Genomic DNA, 13,596 nt, shown 5'->3' with positions numbered 1-13,596 from the left:
TAAGTGATATGTCTATTGTAACATGAAAACCCCATCGAGATGATTAGAATTTTGGTTTTCAAACCTTTTCTTATGCTATAATAAGGTTACTATGCAAAAAAATGGAGAATAAAATGACAAAAACACCTTTTATTACGGCAGATAAACTTGAACAGATTACTGCAGAATTTCCAACACCTTTTCATCTTTACGATGAAAAAGGCATTCGTGAAACAGCACGTGCTGTAAATGCAGCCTTTTCATGGAATCCAGGTTTTAAAGAATTCTTTGCTGTCAAGGCAACACCTAATCCAGCAATCCTAAGAATCTTGAAGGAAGAAGGCTGTGGAGTGGACTGTGCAACAGATACAGAGCTTGTCATGAGTAAGAAAATTGGGTTTGATAACACTGCGATTAGTTTTACTTCTAATGACACACGTGCTGAAGAATTTGTATATGCTCGTAACATTGATGCGACAATTAACCTTGATGCTTACGAAGATATTTTCTTTTTAGAAGAAGTTGCGGGACTTCCAAAGACCCTTTCTTTGCGTTTTAATCCAGGTGGTGTCTTTTCTCTTGGTACAGACATTATGGACCATCCTGAAGAATCTAAATTTGGGATGACTAAGGAACAACTCTTTAAGGGTTATGCCTACCTCAAAGAAAAAGGGGTTAAATCATTTGGCTTGCACGCCTTTTTAGCATCTAATACCGTCACTAATGAGTACTATCCAACCTTAGCTGCTCAGCTATTTGAATTGGCTGTAGAAATCAAGAACGAATTAGGTGTCAGTCTTGATTTTATTAACTTGTCTGGTGGTGTTGGAGTCGACTATACTCCGGCTAACAAACAAAATGATATTGCAGCTATTGGTGAGGGCGTCCACGCTAAATTTGATGAGATTTTGGTTCCAAATGGTCTAGGTCACATCAGTATTTATACTGAACTTGGTCGTTACATGACAGCACCTCATGGTCTCGTAGTAACTAAAGTTCTTCACATTAAGGACACTTATCGTCGTTATGTAGGTGTCGATGCGTCTGCGGTTAACTTGCTCCGTCCAGCTATGTATGATGCCTACCACCACATCACTAATATGACCAATCCCAATGGCGAGATTCAAGTAGTTGATGTGACAGGTTCGCTTTGTGAAAATAATGATAAGTTTGCTAAGAACCGTGAATTGCCAGAAGCTCGTATTGGAGATACTTTGGTTATCCATGACACTGGTGCCCACGGTTTCTCAATGGGTTACAACTATAATGGTCGTCTTCGCTCTGCGGAAATCCTCTATCAAGAAGATGGAACAGCTCGTATGATTCGTCGTGCTGAGACCATGAATGATTACTTTGCGACACTTGACGGTTTTGATTTTGAAATCTAACAAAAAATAAGCTAGGTCTGTAAGGCTCTAGCTTATTTTACTTTAATGATAACAGCTTCAAGAATGATATCTGCTAACTCCTCAGGAGATTCGATACAGTTTTCTTTGAGCCAAAGTGTCAGAATGGTAACAATAGTGCTAACGTAAACTTCCAATGAATACTTGGCTGGGATATGATAGCTTTGTTCCATAAGGTCAGTGACATTTTCAATATCAGAGTTAAGGATAGTCTCGATAATGAATTCACGAATCATTCCATTGATGTTGGGAATATGCGTCATGAGTGTGAGACAAAGTTTGCGATTTTCCTTAAGATAACGTAGCATCTCAGTGACAACACCTTCTTGGTAAGTCATGTCTTCTTGCAGAATACTTGAGATGTTATCTAAAATTTTTGAGAAGGTGGTCTCAACCAAATCCTCTTTATTTGAATAGTAGTAGTAGAAGGTTGGTCTGCTAAGATTGGCCTTCTTGATGATGTCTGTGATGCTGATTTGTTCTAGCGAACTCTCTTCTAAGAGTTCAATAAATGCGTTGACAATTTTTCGTTCGGAAATAGTTGCTTCCTTTAGCATAAATAACCCCCTTTATATAAACATAATAATAATTCCACAACCTATATAATAACCTATTTTTTTTCTAGAAATCTTACAAGTCCTTTACAGTTGTAAGTAAAATAAACTGAAAGTCTCATTTTACTAGTATTTTATCTAAAAATTTTTTGGTAGTTTAGAAACCATCGTCTTATTTGTCAGTAGGTGGCATTTTTGCTATAATAGGAGATAATTAACGTTATAGGAGAATAGAATTTATGAACACCGTCCTTTGGATTATTCTTGTTTTTGTAGCCCTCTTGGCTGGCTTCTACGGAGGCGCATATTTTGCCCGCAAACAAATGGAGAAAGAGTTAGCTGAAAATCCTCGTTTGAATGTGGACGCTGTTCGTACCATGATGTCTGCAGCAGGACAAAAACCTAATGAGGCAAGGGTACGTCAAACATATAACCAAATTATCAAGCAACAAAAACAAGCACTTGCAAATAGCAAGAAAAAGAAAAAATAATGGTGGGGAGCTGGGACGTGAATCTCAGCTTTTTACATGTAACGTAAGAGGATAAGGAGGCAAGATGGATAATCGACCTATAGGATTTTTGGATTCTGGCGTCGGAGGCCTGACGGTGGTACGTGAGCTTAAACGTCAGTTGCCTCATGAGTCTGTCGTCTATATTGGCGACTCTGCTAGAGCCCCGTATGGTCCAAGACCAGCGGAACAAATCAGAGAGTATACCTGGCAGTTGGTTAGGTTCCTTCTGACTAAAAATGTCAAGATGATTGTTATTGCCTGTAATACAGCAACGGCAGTGGTTTGGGAAGAAATCAAAGAAGCCTTGGATATACCAGTGTTGGGTGTGGTTCTGCCAGGGTCTAGTGCAGCTATTAAGTCTAGTCAGTCTGGCAAAATTGGTGTGATTGGCACCCCTATGACGATTGCCTCTAACATCTATGAACAAAAAATCAAACGTTTGGCACCACAGATGGCTGTTTTAAGTTTAGCTTGTCCTCGCTTTGCCCCCATTGTTGAATCCAATGAGATTAAATCAAGTGTGGCTAAAAAGATTGTCTACGAAAGCATGGCACCCTTAGTTGGTAAGGTAGATACCTTGGTCTTGGGTTGTACCCATTACCCACTATTACGCCCTATTATCCAAAATGTCATGGGACCAAGTGTCAAGTTAATTGATAGCGGTGCTGAGACTGTTCGTGATGTATCCGTTTTGCTCAATTATTTTGAGATTAATCGTAGTCGTGAAGTTGAAGATAAGACAGAAGAATATTACACCACAGCCAGTGTGCGAGGTTTTAAAGAAATTGCGGATCAATGGCTAGGTGAAGCCGTTACTGTTCAGCACGTAGATCTGGACAAGGAGTTAGAAAATGACTAAATCAATTTTTGAATATAAAGATGAGCAAGACTGGTACTTGGCTAGTTTTGGCAGTTACAATCAGTTGACCTGTTTTGGTGGCGATGAGGCCTATGAACAATTTGTTGACTTTTTTCAAGCTTTGACTAACGTTTTGGCTGTTAGTGGCTTTCAGTTACATATTGCTAAACATTCTTCAGACCTTCGCTTGGTATCCTTTATTTTGGATTGCTTGAAAGAGGAAACTGGTCGTGACCTAGCTGTTACGCAACATCAAGGTGTCTTACTCGTCAGTGAAGGTGAAAAACTTGTCTATGTCCATGTGCCTAAAGAAGGAGTCGCTATGGAAGATTTCTTTGGTTCTAAGAGTCAGTCCACATTTGGCGACGTTTTGTTGATTGCAACACGTAATGAAGGAAAAACTAAGGAGTTTCGTAAACTTTTTGGAAAACTCGGTATTACGGTAGAAAATCTTAATGATTATCCAGACTTACCTGAAGTTGCTGAAACAGGCACAACCTTTGAGGAAAACGCTCGTTTGAAGGCAGAAACGATTTCTGAGTTAACTGGTAAAATGGTGCTTTCAGATGACTCAGGATTGAAGGTTGATATTCTTGGGGGCTTGCCTGGAGTTTGGTCTGCTCGATTTGCAGGTCCTGATGCGACCGATTCTGAGAATAATGCTAAGTTATTACATGAGCTCGCCATGGTGCTTGATGATGATAAACGATCAGCTCAGTTCCATACAACCTTAGTGGTTGCAGCCCCTGGACGTGATAGTCTAGTTGTTGAGGCAGACTGGGAGGGCTACATTGGTCGAGAACCCAAAGGTGACAATGGCTTCGGTTATGACCCTCTCTTTTTAGTAGGTGAGACAGGTAAGACGGCAGCAGAGCTTTCGTCAGAAGAAAAAAATGAACAGTCGCATCGTGGTCAGGCTGTTAAGAAACTTATGGAGGTTTTTCCAGCATGGCAGAACAATCAATAATTGTAATGAGCGACTCTCATGGAGATCGTGATATTGTAGAAGATATCAAGAAGCGTTACCAAGGTAAAGTAGACGCTATTTTCCATAATGGGGATTCTGAGTTAGAATCAAGTGACCCGGTTTGGGACGGTATTTATGTGGTTCGTGGGAACTGTGATTATGACTCAGGTTATCCAGAACGCTTGGTAGTTAAACTTGGTGATGTGATTATTGCTCAAACGCATGGCCATCTTTACGGCATCAATTTCACATGGGATAAGTTAGATCTTTGGGCACAACAAGAGGACGCTGATATTTGTCTTTATGGGCATTTGCATGCAGCAACAGCTTGGCGAAACGGTAAAACAGTATTTATCAATCCAGGATCTGTTTCGCAGCCACGAGGACCTATCAATGTTAAGCTTTATGCTAAGGTGCTTATAGACAATGCTAAGATTCGTGTGGAGTATTACACACGTGATCATGAGCTTTATCCAGAACTGACACAGGAATTTGAACGATGATTGCTAAAGAATTTGAAGATTTTTTATTGACTCATTTGGATAATTATTTGATTCCGTCAGATCAGCTTGCCATTTTTATTGATAGCCATAAGGCTAATCATGTGGTTTTGCTTTTGACAAGTAACGGGTATTCTCGTGTTCCAGTATTGACCAAAGATAAACACTATCTTGGAACGATTTCTTTGACAGATATAAAACGTTATCAAGAAGAACACAACTTGCAAGAGTGGGAAATGGTTAACCGTGATATTAGACCGATGACATCAGACGTTATGGAAACAGTAGAAGATAATGCTAGTCTGAATGAGGTCATGCATAAGTTGGTCAATAATCCTTTTCTTCCAGTTGTTGATAGCCAAGGTATTTTCAAAGGAATTATTACACGAAAATCGATTCTCAAGGCAGTCAATAGCCTTTTACATGACTTTACACATGACTATATCATCATTCCAAAAACAACTGGCAACTCAGATCACTGAGTTTCTGAGTACCAAGACCGTCTCTGATAGTTCAAGGCAGGCCTATGCTTATGACCTTAAACAGTTTGCCAACTTAATCTCTGGACAAATTGATGCAACTAGCCTCAAGGTTTATGAAAACCAATTGAAGGATTGGAAACCTTCGGTACAAAAGCGTAAGCGGTCCGCAGTTAATCAATTTTTGCGATACCTCTATCAAAAGGGTGACTTATCTGAATTTTTAACACTTTCAGAAATAGCAAGGGTGTCTACTCAAGAAGAGGAGCTAGAGAGACTGGAGCTTTTAGCACTTTATGAAGGGCAGGAGGGACCCGGTAAACTAGCTTGTCTGTTTATTCTAGAGTTAGGACTCCTACCTTCTGAATTTTTGGAGCTAGACTGGGCTGATATTGACTTGGCATTTGGTATTGTAACTGTGGCCAAGGGAAGCACTAAGCGTGTTCTCAGACTAGATGGCGCTTTGAATCAATCCTTGTTGATGATTAAGAATGAGAATAGTCAGGGATTACTTCTGGGTAAGCCCTTCACTCGTCAATGGTTGTATAAGCAAATTCAGACTTATGTTACTGCATGTGGATTACCTGGGGTCACCGCACAGATTTTGCGACAGCAGTTTATTCTTAGACAGATTGAAAAGGGAACGGGCGCCTTTGAACTGGCTCGTTTGCTAGGGCTAAAAAGTCCAGTGACCTTGGAGAAATACTACAAGACCTAATGGATATTAAGTTAAAAGATTTTGAGGGGCCACTGGATTTGTTGCTCCACCTGGTTTCTAAATATGAAGTAGACATTTACGATGTTCCCATTGTTGATGTCATTGAGCAATATTTGGCTTATCTGGCAACCTTGCAGGCAATGAAGCTTGAGGTTGCTGGTGAATATATGCTCATGGCCAGTCAACTCATGCTAATTAAGAGTCGCAAGCTTTTGCCGACAGTTGTAGAGTCTGAGCCCGAAGCGGATGATCCGGAGCTTGAGCTCTTGAGTCAATTGGAAGAGTATGCTCGCTTTAAGACGGCTAGTCAAGAGCTTGCCAAACAACATGAAGAGCGAGCCCAATATTTTTCAAAGCCAAAGGTTGAATTGGTTTATGAAGATGTGTCCCTTAATCAGGACAAGACCATTCAAGATATTTTCTTGGCTTTTTCAAAGATTATGGCGGAAAAGCAGGAGGAGATTCGTCGAAATCACACGACTATTGTGCGTGATGATTATAAGATTGAGGACATGATGTTGGTCATTGAAGAGGCCTTTAGTGCTAAAAATGTGTTGATTCTAGCAGATCTTTTCACAGACGCTAAGGATATGAACCAAGTGATTACCCTCTTTTTAGCAACCCTTGAATTGATTAAGGTACATCGCATTTCGGTACAGCAGGAAACTATTTTTGGAACAATCACACTAAGAAAGGAATGGACGAATGAGTAGTCACTTAGCACGATTAGAAGCCCTACTTTTTGTGGCTGGTGAAGATGGACTCAGTCTACGTACTATGGCACAGCTTTTGGAAATGCCAGTTACGGGACTTACTCAGTCCTTGGAAAAATTGCAGGCAAAGTATGAGGCAGATGAGGATTCAGCTCTTTGTTTATTGGAGTCCTCAAATACCTACAAGCTAGTGACTAAGGCAGACTTTGCAAGTCTTCTTCGTGAGTACTCAAAAACGCCAATTAACCAAAGTCTCTCTCGAGCGAGCCTTGAAGTTCTTTCTATAATTGCTTATAAACAGCCTATTACTCGTGCTGAGGTTGATGCTATTCGGGGTGTTAATTCCAGTGGCGCCATTACTAAGCTTCAGGCTTTCGATTTGGTACGAGAAGCTGGTAAAAAAGATGCTGTTGGTCGCCCTAACCTTTATGCGACGACGGATTATTTCCTAGATTATATGGGAATTAACAGTTTGGATGAATTGGTGGCTATCGACCAACTAGAACTCGAGGATCAGGAAACCAGTCTCTTTAAGGAAGAAGATTTGGAAGAACATGTGGATTTCGATAATCAAGCTTGAGATTTGGTAAAGTTTGATTACCAAAAGCTAAAGGAACATAGCAGAGATGCTAGGTAGAAAGGATATAGCGCAAAAGCTGTAGAAAAAGAATGCGTATTAATAAATATATTGCCCACGCTGGTGTGGCTAGTCGTCGTAAGGCTGAGGAACTCATAAAAGAAGGTCGTGTGACCCTAAATGGCAAGACAGTTACGGAATTGGCAACAATTGTCAAAAACGGTGATACTGTTGAAGTCAATGGCAGTCCTATTTACAATGAGGAGAAAGTTTACTATCTTCTGAATAAACCACGTGGGGTCATCTCTTCAGTATCTGATGAAAAGGATCGTAAGACGGTTATTGATCTTATGCCTCATGTTAAGGAACGTATTTATCCAGTCGGTCGCCTTGACTGGGATACGACGGGCCTTCTTATCTTGACTAATGATGGTGACTTTACTGATAAAATGATTCACCCACGTAATGAGATTGACAAGGTTTATTTGGCGCGTGTGAAAGGCATTGCGACCAAGGAAAATCTTCGTCCTTTAACTCGTGGTGTGGTGATTGATGGTAAGAAAACCAAGCCAGCACGTTACAATATTGTTAAGGTTGATCATGAAAAGAACCGTTCAGTCGTTGAATTAACCATTCATGAAGGCCGTAACCACCAGGTTAAGAAAATGTTTGAGTCAGTGGGCTTGCTTGTTGATAAGTTGTCACGTACCCGTTTTGGGACTCTTGATTTGACAGGCCTTCGTCCAGGTGAATCACGTCGTCTCAATAAGAAAGAAATCAGTCAGCTTCATAACGCTGCTGTTAACAAGGTTAAATGATAAAGAGGTTTCTGATTGTTCTGGTTAGAGCCTATCAGAGATGGATTTCTCCCCTCTTTCCACCGTCTTGTCGCTTTCGTCCAACCTGTTCGGTTTACATGATTCAAGCCATTGAAAAACATGGTTTAAAAGGTGTTCTTATGGGTATTGCTCGTATCTTACGATGTCACCCCTTTTCAGAAACTGGAGAGGATCCGGTTCCAGATTATTTTAGACTAAAACGTCATAAAACTCCTTTGGATAAGTAATCCAAAGGAGTTCTTTTATGCTTAAATTTTTGACCAAGTTTTTGGTAGGAATAGGAGCAATACAGGATAAATTTCCAAGCGTCCAGCAATCATAGCAAATCCCATGATAAGCTTAGACAAAGGACTAAAAATAGCGAAGCTATCACTGGTTCCTAGTAATGGTCCAATGTTGTTGAAGGTTGAAGCAGCAGCGCTTGTCACGACTAAAAGATTTTGATTATCCAATGACAGAAGGGCTACTAGACCTAGCATAATAAATACATATACAGCTAAGTATTTAAGGACACTATGTTGTGTTTCTTTATCAAGAACGCTTCCATTAATGTGAAGGGAAAGGATTCTGTTAGGATAAAGACTTGCTAGGGTTTGATTACGAGCAATTTTAGCAATAATCATTGCACGGATAACCTTGAAACCACCAGCCGTAGAACCTGCTGATCCCCCAATAAACATCAAGATGAGCAGGAGATACTGAGAAAATAGAGGCCAATTGGTAATATCTGTTAGACCAAAACCAGTGGTTGTGATGATGGTTGACACTTCAAAGAATGAATATTTAAACGAATCAGCCAAGTTGTGGTAGATACCAAAAATATTGAGGACGATTAAACCTGTTGAGATTGCAACAATCGCAAAATAAGTCCGTAACTCTTCATCTTGGAAGAAGAATTTGACCTTGCGAAGCAAAATATAGAAATAAAGGTTGAAGTTAACCCCAAAGAGAAGGGTACCAACTGTAACCACATAGGTAATCAAGTCGCTATGATAGTGAGCGATAGAGTCATTGTAGACTGCAAAACCACCGGTACCAGCACCTCCCATAGCAATGATAATACTATCAAAGAGTGGCATACCACAAATCCATAGAATCATAGCAAAAATCACAAACATGACCAGATAGATGATGTACAGAATCTGAGCTGTATTTTTCAGCTTGGCAACAACCTTACCAAAGACTGGGCCAGGGACTTCTGCACGCATAACCTCATGGTGACCATTTTTACTGTTGTTCATGATAGCTAATGCAAAAACCAATACCCCCATCCCTCCAATTAAGTGGGCGAAGCTTCGCCAGAAGAGAAGAGAGTGTGTCAGGACCCCAGTGTCAGTGAGAATTGTAGCTCCTGTGGTTGTGAAACCTGAGCTCATTTCGAAGAAAGCATCAATAACACTTGGAATTTGTCCAGCGAAAACAAATGGCAAGCCTCCAAAGAAGGACCAAAGTACCCAACAGAGGGCTACAATGAGCATTCCTTCTTTTGTGTAAATATGGTAATTTTTTGGTTTAAAGAGAGAGCCAATACCACCAAGGAGGAGAAGTATCCCCATCGTTCCCAAAATACTAGCAAATACCTTAGCATCCTCATGGTAAATAAGGGCAACGATAAGTGGTACTACTAAGAGACCAGCTTCAATAAGCAGAAGTTTTGAAATAAGAAAACGGACAATAGATCTATTCATGGCAGCTTACCTCTTTAACAAGTCGTAAATGTGAGTCACGTTTTGTAAGAGGGTAACGACCACGATTTTATCACCATAAGCCAGTCTATCCTCACCAGTAGGGAAAATCGCTTTCCCATTACGGATGATAGCGGCGATAAGAACACCGTTAGCGAAATCAATGTCAGAAAGCTTCATACCGGCAATTTGGTTATTTTCCTTGATTTGAAATTGCAAGGTTTCGATGCGACCGTTTGCCACATGATGAAGAGCATCAAGACTCGAATCTTTGGCATTATAGCGTCCACGGACAAAGTGCATAACAGTATCAACAGCAATACTCTTTGGTGTGATAATTGTTGAAGTCTCACGTGTATCGATAATCTCTAAAAGACTGGTACGGTTAACCTTGGTAATGTTTTTATGAATACCAAGACTCTCAAGGAACATAGAGGTAATGATGTTTTCTTCGTCTACCCCAGTAAGCGTAGCTACCGCATCATAACTAGCAGCACTTTCTTCAAGAAGAAGGTCTTTGGCAGTACCATCTCCCAGAATGACAGAAACTTCTGGGAAGACCTGACTAAAAGTTTGTGCTCGATCCATTTTCTGCTCAATCAATTTGACCTTAATACGTGTGTTTTTCAAGATGTTGAGCAAATAGTAGGAGATACGTCCAGCACCAATCAGCATAAGATTTTTGATGCTTTTTGATTTGATGTAGCTGTGGAAAAGTGCCATGTCAACACGTTTCCCAGTTACATAGATCTTATCGCCAACTTGAATGGTGGCATTCCCATCTGGAATGATGAGTTCATTTTTACGATCAATCGTACAAACCAAAATGTTACTAAATTTTTTCCGGAATTGTTCAAGGGTCATGCCAGATAATTGACTGTTTTCGGTGACTTTAAAGGCCATAAGAATGACGCGCCCATTAGCAAAAGTCTCGACTGATAAAGCATTCGGAAATTCAACTGTATTGGCGATATACCGAGCTGCTAGCAGTTCGGGGTTAACTACCGCTGAGAATCCAAGGAAGTTTCTGTCTTTGAAATAAGCATTGGAATATTCTGGGTTACGAACACGAACGATAGTTTCTTTAGCACCCATTTGTTTGGCCAGAACCGCTGAAATCATGTTTACTTCATCTTTGTCAGTCATTGCAATAAAAACATCACAATTATTGACCTCGGCTTGTTCTAAAATTTTGAAGTTGGCACCATTACCGGCAAAGCCCATAATATCGTAGCGCTTGATGAGGCGTTTAAGGACCTCTTCCTTCTGCTCAATTAAAATAACATCGTGCTTCTCTTCGACAAGAGAACGACAGAGTGCGGCACCGACTTTACCGGCACCTACGACAATAATACGCATGAGTTACCTCCAAATAATCACTTCTATGATACTCTATTTTGGCTGAAAAATCATCCTTTTCAGGCCTTTATAAGTGATTCCTATGAAAATTAGATGACAAGATCACAAATAATAATTTTTTTCTGTCAATAGTATTGACTTTTATAACAATAGTGCTAAAATAGTGTTTAAAGATTCGTTATTTTAAATCTAACCTGTCATGATTTAAGCTAATGAACGTCCACAACCATGTCGTCTGCTGAGCTTGACTCCGGGCGACATGGTATTTTTTATGTCTAGGAGAATTGCTATGTCACGTAATCACATTGTCTTGTTTGAGCCTCGTATCCCACAAAACACAGGGAATATTGCCCGTACCTGTGCAGCGACCAATAGCCCTCTTCATATTATTCGACCAATGGGTTTTCCGATTGATGACAAGAAAATGAAACGTGCAGGCTTAGACTACTGGGATAAACTCGATATTACCTATTACGATAATTTAGCTGATTTTATGGCTAAAAATCAGCAAGGACGTTTACATTTAGTTACGAAGTTTGCGGATAAAACTTATTCTGATGAGGCCTATGATGATGGCAAGGACCACTACTTTATGTTTGGACGTGAAGATACGGGTCTACCCGAGGAATTTATGCGTGAGCATGTTGAAAAAGCTATCCGTATTCCGATGAATGATGAACATGTCCGTAGTCTTAATGTATCAAATACGGTTTGCATGATTGTTTATGAGGCTCTTCGTCAGCAGCAGTTCGAGGGGTTGGAATTGAGTCACCGTTATCAGCATGACAAATTAAAATAAACAGCCTTATCTCCATACCAAGAGTATATAGTTAATGGTTATCAATAGATTAGAAATCCATAATTCCAAAACCTTGTCACCAAGGTTTTTTTATGTTACTCTTAAAAGGTCTTCAGGGCAGGGTGAAACTCCCGACCGGTGGTGATTCTATAATCTACTGTTAGGACCTAATTGAAAGAGATTCTCTAGGTGGCTCGTCAGCTTTTGGAGGATTTTAGACATTAATGGTATTGATAGTAATCTTAGATAAGTCCGCGAGCGCAAGCTGATGAGGTGTGATTCCTCAACCGACAGTACAGTCTGGATGGAAGAAGACCAGTCTTTTTGCGTAGGCTTTTTTGGCATAGGCAAATCCATTGGGAACTTCTTTCAAATTGTTCAAATTTGGAGGAATTTTTTTATGACAAACACACGTAAATTGGCTTATATCGCCATTTTATCCGCAATTTCATTCTTGTTGCTTTATTTTTCATTTCCATTGATTCCGGCAGCAGATTTTTTGAAGGTTGATTTTTCAATCCTTCCTGTTCTGATTGCCTTAGTCATCTTTGATTTTAAGAGTGCTATTGGCGTTCTCTTGTTGCGTTCATTGCTGAAGCTTTTGCTAAACAATGGGGGTCCAGGTTCAATAATTGGACTTCCTATGAATTTTATTGCTTTAGGATTCTTTGTTTGGGGACTTAGCTATTTCTGGAAGAAAAACCAAACAAGTAAGAATTTTATTCTTGGTTCAGTTGTAGGAACACTAGCTCTTACACTTGCCATGGTTGTCCTCAACTACATTTATGCAGTACCACTCTATGCTAAATTTGCTAATTTCGATATTGGACAATTCATAGGACTTTATAAATACCTTTTTACTATGGTTGTACCTTTTAATTTGCTTCAAGGTTTGATTTTTGCAGTAGTCTTTGCTCTGATTTATGCTCCGCTTAAGTCAATTCTAGTAAAATTATAAAAATTCTAGTAAAATTATAAATATGAAACACAAACAAATACATTATATTTATACTTCTTTTGCCCTCTTACTATTTGTTGCTCTCGGTTACATGGTCAAGTTCTACCCTGAAGCCTTGACAGGATTTGATAGCAGCATCCAGACCTGGGTTCGAGGAGATTTGCCAACAGGACTGACGCATTTTTTTAAGGCGGTGACGGTCCTTGGGAACACACCTGTTCAGGCCATTATTGCAATTGTAGCGGTAATTTGGCTTTATTTAAACCAGTACAAATCTGAAGCTATCTTTGTGGGAACCAGTGGCGTTCTCGCTAGTATCATGATTGTAAGTCTGAAATATATTTACCAACGCCCACGTCCATCAATTACGCATTTGGTCTATGCTGGTGGTTATTCTTTTCCTAGTGGCCACTCCCTGGGAACCTTCATGATTCTTGGTGCTATTGCTATTGTCCTTGCCCAGCGTCTGGCTAAAAAAGGAGCAAAAGTAGTCATTTATATTGTTACGGGGCTTCTAATTGCGCTCGTCGGACTTTCCCGTATTTACGTGGGGGTTCACTATCCTACAGATGTTTTGGCCGGTTTTACCTTGGCATTTGGTTTACTGAATGCTATTTACCCGACTTACGACCGTATTCGCTTTGAATGGCGGTTCCAAAGTAAACAGAAATAGCATCAAGAGGTTGGAACAG

17 protein-coding genes and 1 riboswitch are annotated in these 13,596 nt (G+C 40.0%); of the genes, 14 read left to right on the top strand and 3 right to left on the bottom strand.

Annotated elements, in window-relative coordinates; translation table 11 throughout:
- The first annotated feature begins 113 nt into the window (after positions 1-113).
- Positions 114-1,367: a diaminopimelate decarboxylase gene (locus tag QRD39_RS06095; RefSeq protein WP_285955985.1), complete on the top strand. Its 1,254-nt coding sequence runs from the start codon at positions 114-116 to the stop codon at positions 1,365-1,367.
- Positions 1,368-1,399: 32 nt separating this feature from the next.
- On the opposite strand, the gene QRD39_RS06090 is transcribed toward QRD39_RS06095, so the two are convergent.
- The gene (locus QRD39_RS06090) at positions 1,400-1,942 is read right to left on the bottom strand and encodes a TetR/AcrR family transcriptional regulator (protein ID WP_285955984.1); all 543 of its coding nucleotides are present in this window, start codon (positions 1,940-1,942) and stop codon (positions 1,400-1,402) included.
- Positions 1,943-2,178: 236 nt separating this feature from the next.
- Between QRD39_RS06090 and QRD39_RS06085 the strand changes: the two genes are divergently transcribed.
- The 10 genes from QRD39_RS06085 (at position 2,179) to yidD (ending at position 8,330) form a co-directional block, all read left to right on the top strand.
- Entirely contained in the window at positions 2,179-2,430 is a 252-nt protein-coding gene (locus tag QRD39_RS06085) for a YneF family protein (protein ID WP_008535824.1), read from the top strand.
- Between the two features lie 64 nt (positions 2,431-2,494).
- The gene (gene racE, locus QRD39_RS06080) at positions 2,495-3,310 is read left to right on the top strand and encodes a glutamate racemase (protein ID WP_285955983.1); all 816 of its coding nucleotides are present in this window, start codon (positions 2,495-2,497) and stop codon (positions 3,308-3,310) included.
- Positions 3,303-4,277, top strand: a complete 975-nt coding sequence (locus QRD39_RS06075; RefSeq protein ID WP_285955982.1) for a nucleoside-triphosphate diphosphatase — start codon at positions 3,303-3,305, stop codon at positions 4,275-4,277. Before racE ends, QRD39_RS06075 begins: the two co-directional genes overlap by 8 nt.
- Positions 4,259-4,780, top strand: a complete 522-nt coding sequence (locus QRD39_RS06070) for a metallophosphoesterase (RefSeq protein ID WP_004183713.1) — start codon at positions 4,259-4,261, stop codon at positions 4,778-4,780. Before QRD39_RS06075 ends, QRD39_RS06070 begins: the two co-directional genes overlap by 19 nt.
- Positions 4,777-5,259, top strand: a complete 483-nt coding sequence (gene cbpB / locus QRD39_RS06065; protein ID WP_004183712.1) for a cyclic-di-AMP-binding protein CbpB — start codon at positions 4,777-4,779, stop codon at positions 5,257-5,259. Before QRD39_RS06070 ends, cbpB begins: the two co-directional genes overlap by 4 nt.
- Positions 5,213-5,974, top strand: a complete 762-nt coding sequence (xerD, locus tag QRD39_RS06060) for a site-specific tyrosine recombinase XerD (protein WP_285955981.1) — start codon at positions 5,213-5,215, stop codon at positions 5,972-5,974. Before cbpB ends, xerD begins: the two co-directional genes overlap by 47 nt.
- Positions 5,974-6,687, top strand: a complete 714-nt coding sequence (locus QRD39_RS06055) for a segregation/condensation protein A (RefSeq protein WP_285955980.1) — start codon at positions 5,974-5,976, stop codon at positions 6,685-6,687. The genes xerD and QRD39_RS06055 overlap by 1 nt, the downstream gene beginning before the upstream one ends.
- Entirely contained in the window at positions 6,680-7,267 is a 588-nt protein-coding gene (scpB, locus tag QRD39_RS06050) for an SMC-Scp complex subunit ScpB (protein WP_004183708.1), read from the top strand. The genes QRD39_RS06055 and scpB overlap by 8 nt, the downstream gene beginning before the upstream one ends.
- Before the next feature lie 89 nt (positions 7,268-7,356).
- A complete protein-coding gene (locus tag QRD39_RS06045; RefSeq protein WP_008535833.1) occupies positions 7,357-8,082 on the top strand; it encodes a pseudouridine synthase in 726 nt (241 codons plus the stop codon).
- Positions 8,079-8,330, top strand: coding sequence for a membrane protein insertion efficiency factor YidD (gene yidD / locus QRD39_RS06040; RefSeq protein ID WP_285955979.1), 252 nt, complete (start codon positions 8,079-8,081; stop codon positions 8,328-8,330). The genes QRD39_RS06045 and yidD overlap by 4 nt, the downstream gene beginning before the upstream one ends.
- 21 nt (positions 8,331-8,351) lie before the next feature.
- Here the strand turns inward: yidD and QRD39_RS06035 are convergent, their stop codons facing one another.
- Positions 8,352-9,791 carry a TrkH family potassium uptake protein gene (locus tag QRD39_RS06035; protein ID WP_143567545.1) on the bottom strand — a complete coding sequence of 480 codons (1,440 nt, stop codon included), beginning with the start codon at positions 9,789-9,791 and terminating at the stop codon, positions 8,352-8,354.
- A gap of 6 nt (positions 9,792-9,797) precedes the next feature.
- The gene (gene trkA, locus QRD39_RS06030) at positions 9,798-11,147 is read right to left on the bottom strand and encodes a Trk system potassium transporter TrkA (protein ID WP_285955978.1); all 1,350 of its coding nucleotides are present in this window, start codon (positions 11,145-11,147) and stop codon (positions 9,798-9,800) included.
- 289 nt (positions 11,148-11,436) lie between these two features.
- Between trkA and QRD39_RS06025 the strand changes: the two genes are divergently transcribed.
- From QRD39_RS06025 to QRD39_RS06015, 3 genes are all read left to right on the top strand, one after another.
- Positions 11,437-11,946 carry a tRNA (cytidine(34)-2'-O)-methyltransferase gene (locus QRD39_RS06025; protein ID WP_021145006.1) on the top strand — a complete coding sequence of 170 codons (510 nt, stop codon included), beginning with the start codon at positions 11,437-11,439 and terminating at the stop codon, positions 11,944-11,946.
- A gap of 104 nt (positions 11,947-12,050) precedes the next feature.
- Positions 12,051-12,266, top strand: a riboswitch (FMN riboswitch).
- A gap of 80 nt (positions 12,267-12,346) precedes the next feature.
- Positions 12,347-12,904 (top strand): ECF transporter S component, encoded by a 558-nt coding sequence (locus QRD39_RS06020; RefSeq protein ID WP_021145007.1) that lies wholly within the window; start codon positions 12,347-12,349, stop codon positions 12,902-12,904.
- Positions 12,905-12,926: 22 nt separating this feature from the next.
- On the top strand, positions 12,927-13,577 hold the full coding sequence (locus QRD39_RS06015; protein WP_285955977.1) for a phosphatase PAP2 family protein: 651 nt from the start codon (positions 12,927-12,929) through the stop codon (positions 13,575-13,577).
- Positions 13,578-13,596: the final 19 nt, after the last annotated feature.

Origin of the sequence: Streptococcus raffinosi, from assembly GCF_030284685.1 — a bacterium.
Taxonomy (GTDB): domain Bacteria; phylum Bacillota; class Bacilli; order Lactobacillales; family Streptococcaceae; genus Streptococcus; species Streptococcus raffinosi.
The sequence above is the reverse complement of the archived record's forward strand: the minus strand, read 5'-3'. Positions and strand labels throughout refer to the sequence as shown.